Here is a 19,999-nt window from a genome sequence, read left to right on the forward strand (position 1 = left end):
CCCAGCTAAAATAACCGTTAACTTTATTCGACAAAGATAACGCTATGCAACACCACTATAAACTTTCCGGTATGTCCTGCGAAAAATGTAGCACAACGATCGAGCAGACGAACCATCAATATACCTGTCCCATGCATCCCGAAATTGTACAGGAGCATCCAGGAAATTGTCCCATATGCGAAATGGACTTAGTAACTATGGCGAATGGTAGTGATGAGGCAGAAGATCAAACATATCGTGATCTACGTATGAAATTATGGATTTCCATACTATTTACTATTCCTATATTTGTGCTTTCCATGGGCGAAATGCTTTCCGGCAATCCAGTAGGAAAAATTATGCTTCAAAGTTGGTCCGGATGAGTACAGCTCATGTTATGTTTACCAGTTTTCGTTTATACCTGCTGGTCTTTTTTTCAACGGGGTTGGATATCTTCCCTAGCGTGGCGAATTAAAAGGCCAAGGCAAAGCTTCTAAGTCACAAATATTGCATAATATAAGGAAAATTTAGGTTTTGCCTTTCTCTATAACGCGCACGGTATTCCAGTGGTGTCAGGTCTGCTGTATCCATCGTTCGTAATTCTACTGTCACCGATGATTGCTGCCGCTGCCATGAGTTTCAGTTCAGTTTCGGTTATCTTAAGTTCACTACGCTTAAATCGTGCAAAGATCGACATCAATTAAAAACAGATATTCCCTATATTCGCTGTTATAATAATGATACATAGTCTATAGAAACATGCGTAATATCTTTTTAATTTTCATAACGGTGAGCGTCACAGTGGTCTGTGTCAAAAACCCACAATCGGTGCCGCTCAATTTTCTCGGAGAAACACAGGTCGCACTATGGAAGCTGCTATTAGCCTTTTTTATTGCCGGAATCGCATTTGTATTCGTCCTAAAAATCGGAAAGAAGAAACAAGAGGTGTATGAACAGGACAATATAGACAAATCTGACGAAGAGAGCAACGAACGAAAGCCCCAATTATCGGAAGAAGACCGGGAATTCCTCTCCTAAAACAAAAAATAAATCACTAAAAATGAAGCCGTAAAGAGCTAGACCGCATTTTTATCACATAAATACTTGCGAGAAATAGGGATTAACCCTATCTTTGTATCACTTCAAACAAGGAACGGTAGTTCATAAATAAGAAGTAAGATTCCGTAGCTCAGCTGGTAGAGCAATACACTTTTAATGTATGGGTCCTGGGTTCGAATCCCAGCGGGATCACAAAAGAAAAGCTAATCTTACGATTAGCTTTTCTTTGTTTAAGCTCGTCGGCATTCGTAATTGATTTTTCCTGACAAACTAAAACTTACTGCTGCATTCAGTGACGAACCGCTCAAACTTCCGATCTGTATTTCTCATAACGGGGCCATGACCAAAACAGATAATGGATGGGGCCAGTTTTGCTAACTTCTCGAGTGATCTAATGTTGAGCTGTTGATCCGAAGTGAATAAATTTGGCGGCAGGTGCAAACCAGACTTTGTCGTAAGCAAACTCATATTTGTTGCTGCATCACCGATGATCAGTACATCATCATGTTCGCGGAACAAAGAAATATGCCCAGTAGAATGTCCCGGTGTCTCTATTATCCTAAAGTTTCCAATCGTATCATTTTCAACAACTGTACGGCTCACGGCATGCCCCTGACCTGCCCAATACTTCTGCTGTAGCTTTGCTATCCAATGATGCCGATTGGGATAGTCTTTAGTGACCAAGCCCGTTTCGGTCCTAAAAACTTCATCGGGATGACATAATAAGGGTATCGCAAACTCAGCGCACACCTGATCCGAACAGCCTTGGTGGTCCGGATGAGCATGGGTGAGTACATGCTGGTAAATGGGGATTTCCTGAAGTGCTTTCTGGATAGTGCTATAGGAGTTCCGTATTCCGGAGTCGACCAATACACCTTCGATAACATAGCAATTGACACTGTTTCGTGGTAGCAGTGACAGCTGGAATACTTCGCGAGCAATTTGACGTAACATAGTTTTTTGTGCAAACCTACACCGCATATCAGAAGAATTAAAGGACATTTGTCCTATAAGATACCCAATCGGAATATTTGCTGTTTCGCCCGGGTAAGCGATCGCTGTGTAATACCTAAATACGATGCCAGATCCTGCGTTGCAGTCCGCTGGATCAGCATCGGCTCATTCAATAGCACATAGCGATACTTGTCTAAAGCTGACCTATTGTTATAATTTAACAGATAACTTTCCTTTTGGCTATACTCCCGCTCCATCACAGATTTTACAACTCCATGCCAACTATTCACTTGGCGTAGCAGATATTGGTAATCGGCGTAGTTTATGCTAAAGATTACACTATCTTCGATTGCCCTAATACTCCTTCTAGATTCTTTTTGCGCAACAAACTCCGAAAAAGAAGTGACAAACTCATTTTCAAATTTAAAACAGGTTATATTTTCTGATCCTTCGCGATCTAAAGCGTATGCTTTTACAGCACCGCTAGCGATAAATCCAATATAACGGCAGGGTTCATCCTCACGGATAAAAAAATCACCTTTTCTTAAGTAAGTCGGCTTGAAAAACTGTACAGAAAAGCTAATTTCTTCCACAGACAGTTCTGTTATGGATAACAGATAATTTGTTAAAACATGAGTCATATTACCAATCTTTCTCACTTAATTTTTTTCGAACTCCGTGGATCTAACGTACAATTCGGTCCTCAAATCTAACAATTCTTTTACAATACCAACTTCCAATCGGTCACTGTTTAGATGAGTCTTATGAAAACCCCTATTTCCATGGATTTTTTTTAAAAGGCGAATTTAATAATCTTGTTATGCGCGCTAAATATGATAACCGATGAAAAATTTTGCATAATTTATTTTGACCATTTTGAACCTGCCTAATCTTGCCCCAAGATGAATCAGTGGACACTGATTTGCTAGAGTTTCGCGAAAAAAATAAGGGTTTGATTGAAGAAGGTATTAAATTGGTTTTTCGCCTCAGCAGAAAAAAACCTTGTACAGATTTCACCAATGAACAGATGCTCTTGAAGGGAATATCCTCTTTTTATCGGCTGCCGTAACGACTTAGATAAAGAAATATACAATCCACTAAAAAGTGTTATTCATGCGATCATTTCATTAACTTTGTCCATCGGCTTAACAGGCATTAAAAACTAACAGCCGCTCCTGATGATAGAAAAACTCCTCTTCGAAATGAATAGCTATGCGGTGCTTAGCCTGGACACAACGGAAGTTTTGAAAACGATCTGTCATGTAAAACAGTTCAAAAAAAACGAACTCATCCTACGCGCTGGAGAATATGCGAAATACTATTACTTCGTCTGCAAGGGACTATTAGGCTATTATAGACCGGATGCTGATGGCAATATCGTCTACAAATTATTTTTCGAGGAAAACAGCTTTTGTGCTTCTACTGCTGCAATCATCGAAGAAAAACCAAGTAAATTCAGTATCGTTGCACTCGAAGATGTCCAATTGATCCAGTATTCCGCTAAAGTGTTTCGCGAACTTATGGCAACCCACCATGATCTAGCACTTTTTCAGATTGCTTATCTCGAAAAGAATTGGGTCGTAAAAAAAGAACCACTTGAAATTGAACTCAAATGGAAATCTGCCAAAGAGCGGTATATAGAGCTTCATAAAAATCAATCGCTTTTTAAAAGACTGAAACAACACCATATAGCGTCTTATCTAGGAGTAACGCCAACACAGCTGAGCCGAATCCGTAAAGAATTAAAATCATAATTCCATCAACATTTGTACATGTTCTCTACATTTAAACTTTAGAATTTTGTCCTATAAAGATAAATTATTAGGACATGAAAATAATATGCACACTCCTACTCTCTGCTCTTATCCTACCGCTAACAGCTCAACAGGTAATCAGAACAAAAGTCCATAGTGAAAAGATGGACAAAAATATCGAGACCATTATCGTTACACCCGACATCCAACATGGAGTTCAATATAAAACGGTCTATATTCTTCATGGTTATAGTGGCAATCCAGACCGCACTTTGCAGGACGATATTCCCGACTTACTTCAAAAAGCAAAAACATTTCAAACTATTTATGTTCTGCCCAATGGAAATTTCAATTCCTGGTACGTGGATAGCCCCATAAATCCTCATTCACAATACAGCTCTTTTATCGGTGCCGAACTCGTCAACTTCATCGACCAGCACTACCCCACCTTACCGTATAGAAGTGCTCGAGGGATACTCGGCTGGAGCATGGGTGGTTATGGAGCGCTACACATCGGTATAGCTTATCCGCACACCTTTTCAATTGTCGGAAGCTCCTGCGGTGCCATAGATTTCGATCGCTTCGGAAAAGGATATCAAGGCTATCAGGTAGACCAAGTACTGGGAGATTTAAAAGCTCTAAACGACAGCGAACGGATTTACAGCAATGAAGATAGGATGATGCAAAATGAGCAGCACTATATTATCGATTGTGGAACCGAAGACCAACAAATGCTGGAAATGAACAGAACATTTCATAAGCATCTGACCAGCAAAAATATCGAGCACTTATATATGGAATCAAAAGGAGGACATGATACAGCCTACTGGAGCAAATCATTATCACAGCAATTGGCTTTATTTCAAAACTATTTTCAAAATGAAGGACTATAAATCAACACTCTATGTCGCTGCTGGTGCTTGCAGTTACGGACTTCTTGCAACAATTGTAAAATATGCCAATCATTTAGGTATACATACCAGCTTGTTGACCTTTTTGCAATTTATGTTCGGATTTCTCGTTTTGTTGGCATTGAATCTTTTATCAAAACGCAACATAGAAGAATATAGCGTCATCAAATTCTCATCGAAAATTAAATTGATGATCTGGGGCATTTCTCTAGGGCTGACAACAACACTTTATTATCTATCCATTCAATACGTTCCAGTATCCATTGGGATTATTCTACTGATGCAGTCTATTTGGATTAGCTTAGTTGCAGAAGCATTGCTTCTAAAAAAATTCCCATCACGTGGAAAAATAATAGGTGTTATTATTGTCCTACTCGGAACAGCCTTTGCTACAAATATATTGCAAAATGATATTGCCCTTAACTACAAAGGAATACTATTAGGTTTCGGAGCCGGGATAAGTTATGCACTAGCGATTTATGCGTCAAGTTCTATAGAGAAGCAATTACCAAGTCTAGTGCGCAGCCAATTCCTAGTTCTCGGCGGACTATTACTCATCGTGGTATTTTGGAATATTGATATCGTCCGGTATATGCAAATTGAAGCATTACCCTGGGGACTGCTTATTGCGATCTTTGGCACCATCCTTCCGCCTTTATTATTTACCAAAGGCATACCTCAAACTGGAATAGCAATGGGTAATATAATTTCAAGCCTAGAGATTCCTATTTCAACACTCTCTGCCATGTTTGTTTTGCAGGAAGTCGTAACGGGATTTCAGTGGTTTGGCATACTGCTTATTTTAACCGCTGTAATCATCATCAATTTACGTAATCAGCACGAGCTAACCAGCGTGTAAATTTGTTATATTCCCATACTTTTATTCAATAAACCTTCACGAATACATGCTATGCCTGATCCGCACAAAGTGTCGACATAACAAAGAAAGCAAAAACTTACAATCAAGATGTGGTGGAATAACTATGAAAAATAGGTGCTAAAAAAAAGCTTAGCATTGGTCGGGCGACCTGCTAAGCTTTTATAAATACCTCTTTGTAGAGGCAATCAACCTAAACCTATTACAAAGATAATGGTTCAAATGATATAAACAAAAATTTTGTTATATTTTTTTTCAACTCCCATAAATTTGCTTTAGGATAGCCTTCACAAAAGGATTAGTAAGTGTAAAATGTACACTACAATCTTTTCACATTTTTTTAATGTTATTCTCATGAACTTTACTGCCCATTTTTGTAGGAGCTAAACATAGATGATTCATTTAATTATTTAGTAACTTTGAATCAATCAAAAAAAGCATCATGTTTACTGGAATTATAGAAACGCTAGGAAAAATAGAAAATATCGAACAGGACAAAAGCAATCTTCATTTTTATGTCAGTTCCGCTATTTCCAATGAACTTAAAATAGACCAAAGTGTGAGCCACAATGGGGTATGCCTTACCGTGGTGGGATTGAACAACGATCTTCATCAGGTAACGGCAATTGACGAAACGCTGCAAAAGACAAATTTGGCACAATTAAAAGTGGGAGACTTGATCAACCTGGAGCGCTGTACCTTGGCTGGTGGAAGATTTGACGGACATATCGTCCAAGGGCATGTTGATCAGATTGCCAGTTGCATAGCCAAGCGCGACGAAAATGGTAGTTATGTTTTTACCTTTCAATACGATATCTCCAAACAAAATATTACCGTAGAAAAGGGATCCATTACTGTAAATGGTATCAGCTTGACAGTCGTAGATTCAAGAGACGATCAATTTTCAGTCGCAATCATTCCATATACACTCGAACATACTAACTTGCAACATGTGGAAGTAGGTAGCACAGTCAATCTCGAGTTTGATATCATCGGGAAATATGTCAGCAAGATCATGGCTTTGCGTCGGTAAGAAATTCTTTAAGCTTTCTCGGGTCTAAATCTACCCGAGAAAGCTTATACCAAAGATGACGTGTTCTAGCTATTCCAAATAATGCCCCTGACGTATCAGTAATGCGCGGTACTTATTAAATACACTCGATTTGGAAACGAAGCCCATATATTTGTTTTCGGGCCCTAAAACAGGAAGTATCCAGGTATCATCCTTATTCATTTTGGCCATTACAATTTCCATATTTTCATTGATTCCTACTGTATCATTTGGCTTCTGAGCTAATTTTTCAAAGGTCGTATCTCCCCCCTCTACTTCGCCCAATAACGCTGAAAATAAAAACTCGCTATAAAGAAGCCCAATAAATTTGCCCTCGTAATCGACCACCGGAAAGATATTACGCTTACTATGGATAATGTCCGTTTGCCTACTTTTAGGTGTTTCATCAGGACGCAGGATGACAAAATTAGTTTCCAATACATATTTTATTCGCATCATACTTAGTACCGATCGATCCTTATCCTCATATGAAATCAGATCCCCAGATTCCGCCAATACTTTTGTATAAATGGAGTGTTTCAATACGGTCCGATTGATCAAATAAGAAATTGAACATACCAACATCAACGGGACCATTAATGTGTAACCTCCGGTCACCTCTGCAATCAAAAATATACCGGTTAACGGAGCATGCATAATGCCACTCAAAGCACCAGCCATTCCCGCTACCACAAAATTTGGTACATTTAACTCGGCAATTCCAGTCAAGTTTATCCCGTATGAAAACGCGAAGCCCAACAGGCCTCCCATTACCAAACTTGGTCCAAAAACGCCCCCGTTGCCTCCCCCATTCAATGTAAACAATGCAGCAAAGGATTTTCCAAATAACGTCAATATCGTATAACCAAAGACCACTAAGCCAATGTCCTTATAATTCGAAAACAAGCTATTTTTAACAATCGAGTTAAACTGCCCGTTGAGAATTTGCTGTATGGTAATGTATCCCTCACCGTACAATGCGGGAAATATAAAAATCATCAAACCTAAGGAAATACCACTCACCCAAACTTTGTTATAGGGATTCTTAATGTTTGCAAACCATTTTCCAACAGTTCTGGAAACACGCGCAAAATAAATGGTATAAAGACCAATAAGTACCGCCAGCAGCAAATAAAATAGTAACGCCGAAACCTGCCAATCGGAATTAAACGTACTAAATAGAGGTTCATTGTACAAGACTCGCGACACTACTGAAGCCAGAGCCGAGGAAATTAATAAAGGAATAAACACAGGAATAGAAAATTCAGGCAGTAAAATCTCAATCGCAAAAATCATTCCCGCCAAAGGGCTGTTGAACGCCCCTGAAATTCCCGCTGCGGCTCCGCAAGCCAATAACATGGTGACTTCCTTATACTGTAAACCAAAAAAGCGGGCTATATTAGAACCAATAGAAGACCCACCCAAAGCAACTGGAGCCTCCAAACCACAAGATCCACCAAAACCCACGGTAATGGCAGAGGTGACTACCTGAGAATAAATATTACTCGGGTCTAACCGGCTTCCCTTGCGACTAATGGCATAGATGATCGGTGTAATACCGTGCTCCATCTTCTTCCCTTTTAAAAACTTGCGGACAAAAAATACACTAAGCAAGATCCCGATCAATGGAAAAATCAAATAGACTGAGTACTTTACCTTCCAATCAATATCATCTTGTATAGTTGCCGCAATAAAATGAGTCAGCCTCTTCAGCACAGACGCCATGATACCGCCAACAATTCCCACCAAAAATGCCAATAGAATGATAAAATTTCTGTTCGAAACTTTTTTCATCCGCCATTGGTTAATTTGGTCTATCTTTCTAAAAAAACGTCCTTTGAGGTTTCCCATATTATCTTATTGAAAGCTCAACACTTCCTTCTTCTTTTTTGTTTTAAATTTATCAGGCACTACGGCTAGTATTTCTTTTTCTAAGGCCTGGATTGCATGTCTTTTGACGTAATTTTGGGTCGTTACCAAGGATATTTCCCGTACCGGTTCTGGCGATTTGAAATAACGGATCCGATCCAATTGTTCATCAGAATAATCCCAGATCGATAATTCTGGCAATATCGTAATTCCGTCGTTGACATCCACCATGCGCTTTAACGTCTCTACACTACCCGTATTGTACTCGAATCTTCCTGTAAGATCTTGATTGTGCTTGTGGTGACAAATATTAAGTACTTGACCGCGCATGCAATGGCCTTCATTAAGTAACCAAAGCTTATCGTCAGCAATATCATCACCACTAAGTATTTTCTTTGAAAATAGGGAACTATTGGTCGAAATATAAGCAACAAAGTTTTCATAAAACAAAGGCGATTCCAATATCCCAGGGTCATTTAACGGAGTTGACAACACACCACAATCCAAAAGTCCGACTTTCAATTCATGAACAATTCGTTCTGTCGTATATTCCCATATCTGCAATTGTAGTTTCGGATACTTCTCCATAAATGTGGACAACACATTTGGAAGTAAATAAGGGGCAATTGTTGGAATGACACCGACCTTTAACGTGCCTTCAATTTCTCCTTTTTTATCTTGAACAATTTCATTGATCTTCCGGCTTTCTGTTAAGACTAGTCGAGCCTGAAGAATAATTTTCTCGCCGATTTCTGTTGGAATAACAGGCTGTCGACTGCGATCAAAGATTTTCGCTCCTAAAGACTCTTCAAGTTTTTGAATTTGCATGCTCAATGTTGGCTGCGTGACAAAACATTTTTCGGCAGCTGCAACAAAACTTCGGTAGGTATCAACAGCTACAATATATTCCAATTGGATTAAGGTCATCTTACTATCTTTAAAGCACAAAACTACGAATCCTGTCGTAAACCATAGTCAAATCCTTTATAATTAAACTCAGCATAAGTATTTGGCTCGTACATTATACAATAAATACCTTGCCAAAAAAGCCCTATATATCCACTATTGTTACATTTGTTCGCATAAAAAATCGATTTCATCAAAATGCTTTTCTTAAATTTGGAGATTTACAACAGTTGATAGTTAAAACCCTATGAAGTTTATAAATCATACGACAATTGCGCTAGCTTTATTCTTAACCGTGGCAAATAGCTCTTATACCAAGGCGAATCCGGACGAGGGAATGTTTCCATTAAGTGAATTAAATAGGGCTGGGTTGAAGAAAGCTGGACTAAAGATCAGTGAGAAAGACATTTACAACCCTGGCCAGGTCGGTCTGGTAGATGCCCTTGTTCAAGTCAGCGGATGTACAGGATCGTTTGTTTCCAATCGTGGACTGATTATAACCAATCACCACTGTGCCTTTTCGGCTGTGCAGCTTGCCAGTACAGCAATAAACAATTACCTGAAAAATGGTTTTGTCGCGCAAAACCAAGAACAAGAGATTGAAGCTAAAGGATTAAAAATCAGAATCACCGATTCTTACGAAGATGTTTCAGCCAAAATATTGAATGCTGTGGCCAATATCAGCGATCCTGTAGAACGCATCAATACCATCAAACGTAAACAACAGGAACTGGTTAAACAAGCTGAAAAAGAGGATCCAACCATTAAAGCCGAAGTGTCGGAAATGTTTATCGGAAAAAGTTATGTGTTGTTTCGCTATAAAACGATCGAGGATGTTCGTCTAGTTTATATTCCCCGTCAAAATATCGGCGAATTTGGTGGAGAAACAGACAACTGGGTATGGCCTCGCCACACTGGAGATTACTCTTTTTTGAGGGCATACGTAGACAAAAACGGAAAATCTGCTCCTTATTCAAAAGATAACGTTCCTTACCAGCCCAAAAAACACCTTAAGATCAATCCAAATGGCGTACGGGAAAATGATTTTACTTTTATACTCGGCTATCCCGGAAAAACATTCCGGCACCGCCCAGCACAATATATCCGATATCAACAAGAATATCTTTTACCTTACGTATCCAATCTATACGACTTCCAAAATAGACAAATGGAAGAAGCTGGAAAAGACAATACTGATATTGCATTATCCTTGGCCACTCGTATAAAACGAAATGCCAATGTATTAAAGAACTATCGTGGCAAACTCAAGGGTTTAAAAGGTATCAACCTGCTCTCGACAAAAAAACAGGAAGACGAAGCATTGGCGGCATTTATTCTAAGTAAGCCCGAACTAAAAAATAAATATGGAAACCTCCTTGCTGAAATTGACGCTTATTACGAGCTGAGTGATCAAGATGCGCTAAAGGAGCTTTGGATCAACAACATTTACAACAGCACAAGCCTATTGAAAGTCGCTCGCGATATCAACATGTTGAAAGCCTTCTTGGCCAAGGAGAGGTCACCCCAATCGGCCAAACAATTGTTCGATCTCAATATCGAAAAATTAAAAACGGCTCTCAACGAAACTTACGAAAGTTATAATAAACAGGCCGATAAGCGGATTTTCGCTAAAATGTTGGAAGATGCCGTTGCCTTTCAGGGCAAAAATCAACTTGCCTCTATTCAGAAATTGCAATTCAACAATGAAAAAGCGCAGCAGTTTGCGACTGAAATCATTCAGAATAGCAAACTTGGCGATCAACAATATGTACTGAATACCGTCTTGGCCAATGCCGATGCGCTTCTAAAATTTAACGACGAATTATTGGATTTCCAGGATAAGCTACATAACGATATCGTCGAGTACGCGGCTGAGCAGAAAAGACGCGAAGGAGTACTCAACAAATTAATGGGCGATTATGTCGCTGTTAAGGAAATCTTTCAGGCCAAAAACTTTATTCCGGATGCAAACTCTACCTTACGTTTGACTTATGGTAACATCAAAGGTTATTCTCCTGCTGACGCAACCTATATGAAACCGTTCACCACGATCGCAGGAATCATTCAAAAAGGAAACCTGGGCTTACCTGAGTTTGACTATCCACAAGAAATCAAAACAGCTTATCTCAACAAAAATTTTGGACCTTACCTGCAAAAAGATCTCGGATCTGTCCCTGTGAATATTTTATATGATATGGATACGACCGGAGGAAATTCAGGATCTCCAATTATGAATGCCAATGGCGAATTGATCGGCGTAAATTTTGATCGTGCCTATGACGCAACAATCAATGATTTCGCTTGGAACGAAAGCTATAGTAGATCCATCGGCGTAGACATACGTTATGTCCTTTGGGTTGCCGATAAAATTGATAATGCACAGTTCATTCTGAAAGAAATGGGTATTTAATACGCACTGAAACAAGTCTCAAAAAATCCGCTGCATCGTCTAATGTAGCGGATTTTTTGTTCGTACCGACACGATGACGTCAACACCCGCGCGAATAGCTTACTTTCGTGTCAGGGTGACTATCCACTATTCTCCAGCTTGCAGTAACGGTAAAAAAACTGTTTTTAACCGCAATAAGCCGCTGGTTAAAACATCCCTTGAACAGGCAATATTTAGCCGGATAAAGGTGTCGCTCCCTTTTCCGTGCATTGCTCCTACGTTAACCTGAACATGCACTTCTTCCAATAACAACTGTCCCAATTTTCGACTTGAAACGCCCAGAGCACTACAATCTACCCATACAAGATAGGTGCCTTCCAAAGGAAGTACATGCAAAGCCGAAAGATGCTCAGTCATAAAATCTTTTAAATACAAATAATTGGCGTGAATATAATCTAACGCCTGATCCAACCATTCCCCGCCCGATTCATATGCGGCGATCAAACCTGTTATGGCGAAGGGGCTTACACTGCTAATCTCATTCGCAAGAAAAGCCAGCTGGACCTTCTTCTTGAGCTCAGGATCTGCTGCAACGACCGTAGCAACCTGTAAGCCTGCCAAGTTAAAGGTTTTGCTCGGCGCAATGCACGTAATTGAATTTGCCAAAAAGGAAGCGCTGATGCTTCCAAATGGAATATGCGTATAGCCATCAAATACCAAATCACAATGAATTTCGTCTGAAATAACTAAAACATGATGCCGCAAGCAGATATCTCCTAAACGTTCTAATTCCGCTCGAGTCCAAACCCGTCCTGCGGGATTATGGGGGCTGCATAAGATAAATACCTTAACTCTCGGGTCGCTTGCCTGCAATTCAAAATCCTCAAAGTCGATGCTATACTGCCCATCATGATACTTTAAGTCATTGGATACAACCTCCGCCCCATTACGTTCAATAGCGGAAAAAAAACAATGATAGACAGGTTCCTGAACCAGAATCTTGTCACCAGAAGCGGTAAATGCTTTAACTAAAGCCGAAAGTGCCGGTACAACACCAATCACAGGGAGCAGCCATTCCTGCAGAAGGGCAAATTTATGCCGTTGAAAAGACCATTTCATAATCGCCCTGTAAAACGCAAAAGGAACAGAAGCATAACCATATATGGCATGCTGAACCCGTTCTGAAAGTGCATTTACGATAGGTTCTGCTGCAGGAAAATCCATATCTGCCACCCAAAGCGGAATCAAATCTTCATAGTTCTGCTGATTCCATTTGACTGAATCGGTACCACGACGAACAATTGTTTTGTCAAAATTATAGATCATACAGCAATTTAATGAAAATTAGGAGGCATTCGAAAGAAAAGGAGGACAAAGTAGACTTAGATTTAAAACACGAGATAAAATGAATAGTATAACAGGATTAGCTTGATGTAAAAAAACACTAAAAATCGTGCATCCTAGCCCCTCATAAAGCATTATCTTTATATCAAATAGAAATGACAACAATGGCAAAAGATAACTTTTCATTTAGTGCAAGATTAAAGAGTTTTCGCTATGCTTTCAACGGAATAAAGACAGCTTGGCAGGATGAACACAATTTCAGGGTGCACAGCGTAGCGGCTGTTATCGCCTTAATTCTCTCCATTATACTTAACATCAGTGTAAACGAATGGATTGCCGTGCTATTTTCCATTGGCTTCGTGTTCGTCTGTGAGCTATTAAACACCGCGGTGGAAAATATAGCAGACTTTATCTGTAACGAGGAAAACCCGACCATAAAAAAGAGTAAAGATGTAGCCGCAGCTGCTGTGATGATAAGCAGCATCACAGCATTACTAGTCGGCCTACTAATTTTTATCCCAAAGCTAATCTCATTTATCTCCAGATACATTTCTTAGCGGGAATTTTTCATCAAATGCTAGCTTGTTTACATCAACAAAAGACATTTTTCCAGCTTTTTCCTCCATTGCGCCATAACCTTCCAGCGCATGCTCCTTGGAGAGTTTAAACGCTACCTGTCGGACAGATTCCTGTCCCTCAGAAGAAAAGGTATAATTAGCCAGTAATAGATCGCCTTTTAATTCCCCTTCAATATGTCCCGTGTTACGGTCTTTTTCCTTCCAGGCATAGCTTAAATCACCATGTACCTTCTCCCCGTCGATAACGACTGCCAATGAAATTGTATCGCCATTTTTAAGATATTGATAAGTACTCTTTCCCGTAGAAGGGTTCGAACCTTCCAATGGTCGAGCATCATATACAGTAGTATCCCGCTTCGTTGAAGACTCCTGGTTTTTCTTTTCTTGGTGGCAAGCAGTGCTACACAGCAATAGTATAAATCCAAAATTGATTATTCTCATATTGTATTTTTTATTTACACTATAAAAAGCAATTCAAAATAAATTTTGTTTTAAATAACTAACATTTAGAATTTTAAAATTCACAAAACAAAAAAATGTAAACATTGTTTATCTATTAAATAAATAGGCTATCAATATTACCGATAAGCTATTAAAAATAAACAATTTAGTAACAATAAAATTATCGAAGGCTTATTGTAAAGCTAATTTTTATTAGTAAATTGTACGTGATAAAATTCAGGAATTCTTAACCAATATTAGTATGAAAGATGTAAGCTTTAAGAAATTTGATAGTGGATGTAATTCACTCACAAAATTGTCGATTGAAACAGACTTAGCTATTATTGTTAATGAGCAAGTTGGAATTTCTCCAGAATCGAAAATTGAAAAACTCAGACGCTGTAAGGAAGAGTTACTGAAAAGCCTATGGTTTGTTCAACGTCAATATTAAGATAATATTTCTTCCAAATTCTACTTTAACAGACAATGCCCTCGAAGCTGATTTTCGAGGGCATTGTCTGTTTCTTGACCAGTTTCTCAGCAATAACTAAAGCGACTTTAAATGCTTATAATTCGACTTAATGGTATCCCATACTTCTTCAAAATTACCCGATAACATCAACTTAGCCATGCTTTCTGTCATGCCTTTCATTTGGCTAAATGATATTTTTGGGGGCATGGCAAGCGCATTCGGATTGGTATAAATATCCAGCAAAACTGGCTCATCGGTGATGTTGAGTGCTTCGTTAAGTACCCTATCCACATCTTCGGGCTGCGTTACTGTAAATGCGCGGATACCCATCGCCTGCGCAATCAGAGCAAAGTCGGGGTTCACCATATTGGTTTCCTGGTCTTTCAAACCTGCCACCTGCATTTCCAACTTGACCATACCCAGAGAGCGGTTGTTGAAAACAACGATTTTAATAGGTAAGTTATATTGCTTTATTGTTGCGAGATCCCCCAGTAACATAGACAATCCCCCATCACCGCAAAACGCAATAATTTGGCGTTCGGGATGTGTCAATGCTGCTCCAATAGCCATCGGCATGGCATTTGCCATAGAACCATGATTGAAGGAACCCAACATAATACGGTCCTTGCGCTGGTTAATATAACGCGCTCCCCAAACACAGCACATTCCTGTATCCAGCAAAAAAACAGCATCATCACTGGCCTTCTGATCAATTGCATGGGCAACAAATTCAGGTTGAATAGCACATTCGCTACCCCGATCGTCTACGTAAGTCATTAAATCTTCCTTCACCTTCGCGTACGACTCCAACTGCTTATCTAGAAATTCCGTATCGGCTCGCGCCTCTATAAAGGGCAATACAGCTTTTAACGTATGTTCGATATCTCCTACCAGCCCATAATCTACTATAGATCGACGTCCTAGCTTTTCACCTTCAATGTCAATCTGAATAATGGTTTTATTCGTAGGTATAAAATCCTTATAAGGAAAGTCGGTCCCTAGAAGTAAAATAAGATCCGATTGATGCATACTTTGAAAAGCCGAAGCCATACCTAACAGTCCGGTCATACCAATTTCGTTAGGGTTATCGCGCTGAATATCCAGCTTTGCTTTAAAAGAATAGCCAACCGGCGCTTGGATCTTTTGCGATAATTCAACAATCTGCTTTTGTGCTTTTTTTGCACCTACACCGCAAAATAAAGTCACTTTTTCGGCCTGATTGATATACTGTGCAAGACGACCGATTTCCATGTCCGAAGGTCTCACCTGAGGCTCAGTAAAAAATACTTTCGACGATGTATTCATATCGACCGCCTCCATTTCAGAGACGTCCCCAGGAAGCCCGATAACAGCAACATCACGTTTAGATATGGCTTGTTGAAGCGCATTCTGAACCATGCGCTGCACCTGCTCAGGCCGGGTGATCATTTGATTGTAGCAAGAACAATCATCAAACAATTTGATTGGATTGGTTTCTTGAAAATAATCCGTTCCAAACTCGTATGTAGCACACGTTGATGCAATCACAAGCATCGGTACACGCGTTTTGTGGGCTTCATACACACCATTGATCAGATGCACATGCCCCGGTCCACTGCTACCGGCACAACAGGCAATCCCATGTAAATCTGCTTCTGCTGTTGCGGCAAATGCTCCAGCTTCTTCATGTCTTACATGTATCCATTGCATCGTTCCATCGGCGTGGACCGCTTCGTTGAAAAAATTTAAACTATCGCCCGTTACGGCATAAATACGCTTAATTCCCGCATTCTTTAAAAGGTCAACAATCTGATGTGCTACATTTTTCATACGCATAATATAATTTTAGAATGTAATCAAGCGATTTGTGCTGTTTACCCAATCGCTACATGTTAACAACAATATTATAGGGGTAATGGTTTGCCAATTTCCTCGGGCATAACCCATATTGGCTATTTGCCGCTCGGTCTGATTTCTTGCGACAGTTCATTCACAAAATTCTTTGCGTCATTGAGGTCTTTATTCCAGTCCGCATAGCGTTTCGCTGTATTGAGTTTTGCAATTTTTGCATTCAGTTTCGTTAAATTAAGTTGATCATTTGATTCCTCCAACATTTTGATTAACAGGTTCACTTTTGTGTAGTCTTGTATTCCCTCCAGCATGCGCTCATAGCGGATCGAACTTCTTCCCTGTGGATAGACAATATAGGTATCTCCTGCTGGCCATGTGCGAAACCTGGAATCACGCAGAGGATCTAGCACCCATGAATTAAAAGCCCAGCGCAACGCGCCATCGAAGCCAGCTGCCAGGGCATACCAAGCCATATAAGTAGATTCTGCGGGGTCGGAGAATGTAAATTGATTTGGAAATTCGTCAGAACAACACACATAGAATGTCGTTACATATCCCTTCTTTCTTCTGGCAATGAGATCTTGCTGATCAAAAGGATCGCCAGCAGCAACGCTGATATCGATACTTTTGGGATAACGCTGGTAACTTTTGTGGTTATCTGCAAACGCGATTTTAAATTCAGGAGTGACCTTCTCCAACAAGGCGACGGCAGCATCCATTTCCTCACGGCTCCGTTCATCCATGGCAATATTGGTTATCTTCAACCAGCCTTTCACACGCAGATGTTTACTGAAATCTTTTAAGAAAGACGACCATAATGCTTCGAATACCGCTGTTCCTGGCTTTGCTGTAACATTGACCAATTGGTTTTTTCCTTCGTCAAAATAATGAACCTCATTATTCCATGGCAATAAAGAGTAACAGTTGATCTCCTTACTGATCCCCAGACCCATCATAAAGGTGACCCAACGGTCGAATACCGAATAGTCGTAAGACCAAGATCCATCCTTACCCTTTTTCCAGATGATCATATCGGCGTAGGGATCATAGGTTTGTACATTCCAGGGATCTTTGTTGAGCGTAGCTGTAATGACCTTCTGCCCTGCTGCCGCCAACTGCATCATCGTCGGTTTCAAAGTCTCAAAATGTGCATCGCTCCACATCTTCACCTTGTTCACGCGAGCAACTGCCGAAGGATGTTGCCACTGATCCAGATGGTAACTCCACTGAGACGCGGGAGGCAGCACATGATTTTGAACGATAACTGTCAGCCGCAGCTGCTCTTTCACGATACCATTTTGATGAATCGAGAGTGTTGTATGATAATTTCCCCCCGTTACATCATTGGGCACTTTGACAGTAACCCAGACAGGACGAACTTTTTTTGCTTCGAGATCGTAACTTTTGAGGTTATCCAACATATCTGCAGAAAGCGAAGCCTTAAAATCCGCTGGTTTACGGTACCCACATCCACTCGCAAATTCGTCCGTCATGACATACCGCACAAAGCGCGTCTGTACCACATCGCCAGGAATCGATTTACTAGTGGTGGACTTTAAATCACCTGCAGAAACAGTTACATGAGGTGCAGCAGCTGAAGTCCATAGAATAAACTGAGCTGACACCTGCTCGCCTTTCCAGGCGTATACGGTTGCTGCGCGTTGGGCAGTCAAATTGGGATTTAGGGATTTGGGATAACGTTTATCAATAGATACAAAGGAAGCGTGTAATCCGTCTTCAACATTTGACCAATCGGATAACGTATCTTTTGTTGGGTCGGCCATTTCCGTAAAGGTTGGCGCTCGAGTGAAACGCTGCTGGGCCAGCCCCTGATGATTACTACAGAGGAGGATGCAAACCAGAGTAATCGTAGAGTAAAGTGTAGTTTTAGGCATAACAGATATAGTTAATAAATAGAGTTAACAAAACTTTAGCGAAGCTCCTAAAAACGATGAATAATTCATCGGACAGTCCTTTCTTACACCTAAAAATTTCAATTATCAATAATTAGCTTTGTTCAAAAATTTCCGAAAGCGCCGCATAAAGCTCCGGATGATGCTGTTTAAATTTTTCTGGATTTTCAAAGAAATATTCCGATGCAACAGCAAAAAACTCTGCCGGATTTGTCATTCCATACACATCAATATCCGATTTATTGGCTTTTATATTTTCAATTTCTGTTCGTATTAAGTTCATAAAAGGGATTACCGAAGCTTTATCCATTAATTGTGTTGGAATACCATCCACTGTACCATCGGTTTTATCGAGGAGATGAACAAATTCGTGAATGGCGGTATTCTGTCCATCATTTGGATTTCTAAATCCATACTCCAAAGCCGACTTGGACAAAATCATCTGTCCGTTCATGGCGCCTTCCCCGACCATACCCATAATATGGCGATCGGCATGCCCTTCAAATTCATAAGCTGTATTGAACTGTGAAGGGTAAACCATAATATTCGTTAGGTTGGGATAAGTCCATTTTTTAAAGGAAAATATAGGTATAATCGCACTTGCAGCAATCATCATATAATCTTTCAGTTCAATCTCTACCCCCACACCTTCCACTTTGACGGTATCCAAAAAATTTAAACAGCGCGCTTCAAATTCCGCTCGGTCAGCAGTGGACAATTTGCGGTAGTAGGCGACTTCTCTTTCGAGAATTTCCTTACCTTCGTCACTCAATACACGTTTGATGGCTTTGCTATTTTTGGCCGTACGATTTAGCAGATAATACACGACATAAATCGTTACCGGTATAAGCAGTACAATGAACAGTTTTTCTAACATACTATTTGATCTGTATCCATTTGGGATCCCGAGCCTGCAAATTACGCAAAAAGCCTTTAAAATGTGAGGTTCCAAATAAGATTAAAATCTTTTGCTGCGGAGCATCAGCCACTAAAGACGCAAGATTCTCTTCCCTTTTTTTCATGATAAATTCTTTATCAAATTTATTTTTTAACGCTGTCTTCATGGGCTTACAGGAATAAGGCTCATTCAATGGCGTTTTAAAATCACATGCATCCAGATTGATGGTACCATACAGGTATTCAAACTCGTCAAGCAATTTATTTTTGGGAATATCGGCATTCACGGCTGTCTCATAATCTACGCGGAAAAACGAATAATCGGGCTGACTAATAATTCGCTGCCCCAGCTTACGGTACATGGGCGCCCGGAGTACTCTTGAAGTATCTCCAGGTGTTTCAATGCATTGCTGCAATCCGAGCCGATTGCCCGTCAGCTTTCTGAACTTGCGGTCATAAAGATCACGTTGCGCAGCGCTATCTACCTGGTAGGCTATACTTTCGTAAAAAACGACATATCCTGATTTTTGAAGAGAATCGACGGTGTTTTGAATATGATCATAGTATACCCGTGTGCCCAAATGCCGCATCGGAATATAAATCAACGTCCTATTGCCATTTCGAAGCTCAAATTTACGCGCTGCATCGCGCAATACGCCAGTCCCCTGCACCATCAAAGACGTATCGCAGTTGACCAGGGTGAACAACACAAAAAAAAGGGAGATTATCTGTCTAAATCGCATACTATTTTATGATATTATATGTTCCTTAACAG

Annotated in this window: 19 protein-coding genes, 1 tRNA gene and 1 pseudogene; 11 read left to right on the forward strand and 10 right to left on the reverse strand. The window is 40.1% G+C overall.

Going from position 1 to position 19,999, the window contains the following annotated elements; translation table 11 throughout:
• The first annotated feature begins 71 nt into the window (after positions 1-71).
• From B3E00_RS15700 to B3E00_RS15715, 4 genes and pseudogenes are all read left to right on the forward strand, one after another.
• The gene (locus tag B3E00_RS15700; protein ID WP_293939263.1) at positions 72-362 is read left to right on the forward strand and encodes a heavy metal-binding domain-containing protein; all 291 of its coding nucleotides are present in this window, start codon (positions 72-74) and stop codon (positions 360-362) included.
• A 135-nt stretch (positions 363-497) separates the two neighbouring features.
• Positions 498-683: pseudogene (locus B3E00_RS22250) on the forward strand (hypothetical protein); the annotation flags it as partial.
• A gap of 55 nt (positions 684-738) precedes the next feature.
• Positions 739-1,017, forward strand: coding sequence for a LapA family protein (locus tag B3E00_RS15710; RefSeq protein WP_293939264.1), 279 nt, complete (start codon positions 739-741; stop codon positions 1,015-1,017).
• Positions 1,018-1,157: 140 nt separating this feature from the next.
• Positions 1,158-1,230, forward strand: a tRNA-Lys gene (locus B3E00_RS15715).
• 78 nt (positions 1,231-1,308) lie between these two features.
• Here the strand turns inward: B3E00_RS15715 and B3E00_RS15720 are convergent.
• Both B3E00_RS15720 and B3E00_RS15725 read right to left on the reverse strand, forming a co-directional pair.
• Complete coding sequence (locus B3E00_RS15720; RefSeq protein ID WP_293939266.1) at positions 1,309-1,992, reverse strand: MBL fold metallo-hydrolase; 684 nt, start codon at positions 1,990-1,992, stop codon at positions 1,309-1,311.
• A gap of 53 nt (positions 1,993-2,045) precedes the next feature.
• A complete protein-coding gene (locus B3E00_RS15725; RefSeq protein WP_293939268.1) occupies positions 2,046-2,633 on the reverse strand; it encodes a Crp/Fnr family transcriptional regulator in 588 nt (195 codons plus the stop codon).
• 537 nt (positions 2,634-3,170) lie between these two features.
• Here B3E00_RS15725 and B3E00_RS15730 point away from each other — a divergent pair.
• From B3E00_RS15730 to B3E00_RS15745, 4 genes are all read left to right on the forward strand, one after another.
• Entirely contained in the window at positions 3,171-3,746 is a 576-nt protein-coding gene (locus tag B3E00_RS15730; RefSeq protein WP_293939270.1) for a Crp/Fnr family transcriptional regulator, read from the forward strand.
• Positions 3,747-3,820: 74 nt separating this feature from the next.
• A complete protein-coding gene (locus B3E00_RS15735; protein ID WP_293939271.1) occupies positions 3,821-4,639 on the forward strand; it encodes an alpha/beta hydrolase in 819 nt (272 codons plus the stop codon).
• A complete protein-coding gene (locus B3E00_RS15740; protein WP_293880875.1) occupies positions 4,626-5,516 on the forward strand; it encodes an EamA family transporter in 891 nt (296 codons plus the stop codon). Before B3E00_RS15735 ends, B3E00_RS15740 begins: the two co-directional genes overlap by 14 nt.
• 460 nt (positions 5,517-5,976) lie before the next feature.
• Entirely contained in the window at positions 5,977-6,567 is a 591-nt protein-coding gene (locus B3E00_RS15745) for a riboflavin synthase (protein ID WP_293880877.1), read from the forward strand.
• Positions 6,568-6,636: 69 nt separating this feature from the next.
• Here the strand turns inward: B3E00_RS15745 and B3E00_RS15750 are convergent, their stop codons facing one another.
• Together B3E00_RS15750 and B3E00_RS15755 are read right to left on the reverse strand one after the other, a co-directional pair.
• Positions 6,637-8,379, reverse strand: a complete 1,743-nt coding sequence (locus B3E00_RS15750; RefSeq protein WP_293939273.1) for a chloride channel protein — start codon at positions 8,377-8,379, stop codon at positions 6,637-6,639.
• A gap of 63 nt (positions 8,380-8,442) precedes the next feature.
• Positions 8,443-9,381, reverse strand: coding sequence for a hydrogen peroxide-inducible genes activator (locus tag B3E00_RS15755; protein WP_293880881.1), 939 nt, complete (start codon positions 9,379-9,381; stop codon positions 8,443-8,445).
• Positions 9,382-9,607: 226 nt separating this feature from the next.
• On the opposite strand from B3E00_RS15755, the gene B3E00_RS15760 reads away from it, so the two are divergent.
• Complete coding sequence (locus B3E00_RS15760; RefSeq protein ID WP_293939275.1) at positions 9,608-11,770, forward strand: S46 family peptidase; 2,163 nt, start codon at positions 9,608-9,610, stop codon at positions 11,768-11,770.
• A 126-nt stretch (positions 11,771-11,896) separates the two neighbouring features.
• Here the strand turns inward: B3E00_RS15760 and B3E00_RS15765 are convergent, their stop codons facing one another.
• Positions 11,897-13,075: a MalY/PatB family protein gene (locus tag B3E00_RS15765; RefSeq protein WP_293939277.1), complete on the reverse strand. Its 1,179-nt coding sequence runs from the start codon at positions 13,073-13,075 to the stop codon at positions 11,897-11,899.
• Positions 13,076-13,257: 182 nt separating this feature from the next.
• On the opposite strand from B3E00_RS15765, the gene B3E00_RS15770 reads away from it, so the two are divergent.
• Positions 13,258-13,650, forward strand: a complete 393-nt coding sequence (locus tag B3E00_RS15770) for a diacylglycerol kinase family protein (protein WP_293880886.1) — start codon at positions 13,258-13,260, stop codon at positions 13,648-13,650.
• On the opposite strand, the gene B3E00_RS15775 is transcribed toward B3E00_RS15770, so the two are convergent.
• Positions 13,624-14,112 (reverse strand): hypothetical protein, encoded by a 489-nt coding sequence (locus B3E00_RS15775; protein ID WP_293880888.1) that lies wholly within the window; start codon positions 14,110-14,112, stop codon positions 13,624-13,626. The genes B3E00_RS15770 and B3E00_RS15775 overlap by 27 nt on opposite strands.
• A gap of 262 nt (positions 14,113-14,374) precedes the next feature.
• Here B3E00_RS15775 and B3E00_RS15780 point away from each other — a divergent pair, with 262 nt between their 5' ends.
• Positions 14,375-14,563 (forward strand): hypothetical protein, encoded by a 189-nt coding sequence (locus B3E00_RS15780; RefSeq protein WP_209575606.1) that lies wholly within the window; start codon positions 14,375-14,377, stop codon positions 14,561-14,563.
• A gap of 96 nt (positions 14,564-14,659) precedes the next feature.
• On the opposite strand, the gene B3E00_RS15785 is transcribed toward B3E00_RS15780, so the two are convergent.
• The 4 genes from B3E00_RS15785 to B3E00_RS15800 form a co-directional block, all read right to left on the reverse strand.
• The gene (locus B3E00_RS15785) at positions 14,660-16,393 is read right to left on the reverse strand and encodes a thiamine pyrophosphate-dependent enzyme (protein WP_293880890.1); all 1,734 of its coding nucleotides are present in this window, start codon (positions 16,391-16,393) and stop codon (positions 14,660-14,662) included.
• A 122-nt stretch (positions 16,394-16,515) separates the two neighbouring features.
• Positions 16,516-18,309: a DUF4091 domain-containing protein gene (locus B3E00_RS15790; RefSeq protein WP_293880892.1), complete on the reverse strand. Its 1,794-nt coding sequence runs from the start codon at positions 18,307-18,309 to the stop codon at positions 16,516-16,518.
• Between the two features lie 112 nt (positions 18,310-18,421).
• Entirely contained in the window at positions 18,422-19,204 is a 783-nt protein-coding gene (locus B3E00_RS15795) for a zinc-dependent peptidase (protein ID WP_293880894.1), read from the reverse strand.
• 1 nt (position 19,205) lies between these two features.
• On the reverse strand, positions 19,206-19,967 hold the full coding sequence (locus B3E00_RS15800) for a hypothetical protein (protein WP_293880896.1): 762 nt from the start codon (positions 19,965-19,967) through the stop codon (positions 19,206-19,208).
• Positions 19,968-19,999 lie beyond the last annotated feature (32 nt).

The sequence above is a fragment of the Sphingobacterium sp. UBA5996 genome (assembly GCF_002429765.1).
Lineage (GTDB): Bacteria > Bacteroidota > Bacteroidia > Sphingobacteriales > Sphingobacteriaceae > Sphingobacterium.

Coding starts and splice junctions, on each gene's coding strand:
- B3E00_RS15700 (WP_293939263.1), top strand. CDS start 72: ATGTCCTGCGAAAAATGTAGCACAACGATCGAGCAGACGAACCATCAA.
- B3E00_RS15710 (WP_293939264.1), top strand. CDS start 739: ATGCGTAATATCTTTTTAATTTTCATAACGGTGAGCGTCACAGTGGTC.
- B3E00_RS15720 (WP_293939266.1), bottom strand. CDS start 1,992: ATGTTACGTCAAATTGCTCGCGAAGTATTCCAGCTGTCACTGCTACCA.
- B3E00_RS15725 (WP_293939268.1), bottom strand. CDS start 2,633: ATGACTCATGTTTTAACAAATTATCTGTTATCCATAACAGAACTGTCT.
- B3E00_RS15730 (WP_293939270.1), top strand. CDS start 3,171: ATGATAGAAAAACTCCTCTTCGAAATGAATAGCTATGCGGTGCTTAGC.
- B3E00_RS15735 (WP_293939271.1), top strand. CDS start 3,821: ATGAAAATAATATGCACACTCCTACTCTCTGCTCTTATCCTACCGCTA.
- B3E00_RS15740 (WP_293880875.1), top strand. CDS start 4,626: ATGAAGGACTATAAATCAACACTCTATGTCGCTGCTGGTGCTTGCAGT.
- B3E00_RS15745 (WP_293880877.1), top strand. CDS start 5,977: ATGTTTACTGGAATTATAGAAACGCTAGGAAAAATAGAAAATATCGAA.
- B3E00_RS15750 (WP_293939273.1), bottom strand. CDS start 8,379: ATGAAAAAAGTTTCGAACAGAAATTTTATCATTCTATTGGCATTTTTG.
- B3E00_RS15755 (WP_293880881.1), bottom strand. CDS start 9,381: ATGACCTTAATCCAATTGGAATATATTGTAGCTGTTGATACCTACCGA.
- B3E00_RS15760 (WP_293939275.1), top strand. CDS start 9,608: ATGAAGTTTATAAATCATACGACAATTGCGCTAGCTTTATTCTTAACC.
- B3E00_RS15765 (WP_293939277.1), bottom strand. CDS start 13,075: ATGATCTATAATTTTGACAAAACAATTGTTCGTCGTGGTACCGATTCA.
- B3E00_RS15770 (WP_293880886.1), top strand. CDS start 13,258: ATGGCAAAAGATAACTTTTCATTTAGTGCAAGATTAAAGAGTTTTCGC.
- B3E00_RS15775 (WP_293880888.1), bottom strand. CDS start 14,112: ATGAGAATAATCAATTTTGGATTTATACTATTGCTGTGTAGCACTGCT.
- B3E00_RS15780 (WP_209575606.1), top strand. CDS start 14,375: ATGAAAGATGTAAGCTTTAAGAAATTTGATAGTGGATGTAATTCACTC.
- B3E00_RS15785 (WP_293880890.1), bottom strand. CDS start 16,393: ATGAAAAATGTAGCACATCAGATTGTTGACCTTTTAAAGAATGCGGGA.
- B3E00_RS15790 (WP_293880892.1), bottom strand. CDS start 18,309: ATGCCTAAAACTACACTTTACTCTACGATTACTCTGGTTTGCATCCTC.
- B3E00_RS15795 (WP_293880894.1), bottom strand. CDS start 19,204: ATGTTAGAAAAACTGTTCATTGTACTGCTTATACCGGTAACGATTTAT.
- B3E00_RS15800 (WP_293880896.1), bottom strand. CDS start 19,967: ATGCGATTTAGACAGATAATCTCCCTTTTTTTTGTGTTGTTCACCCTG.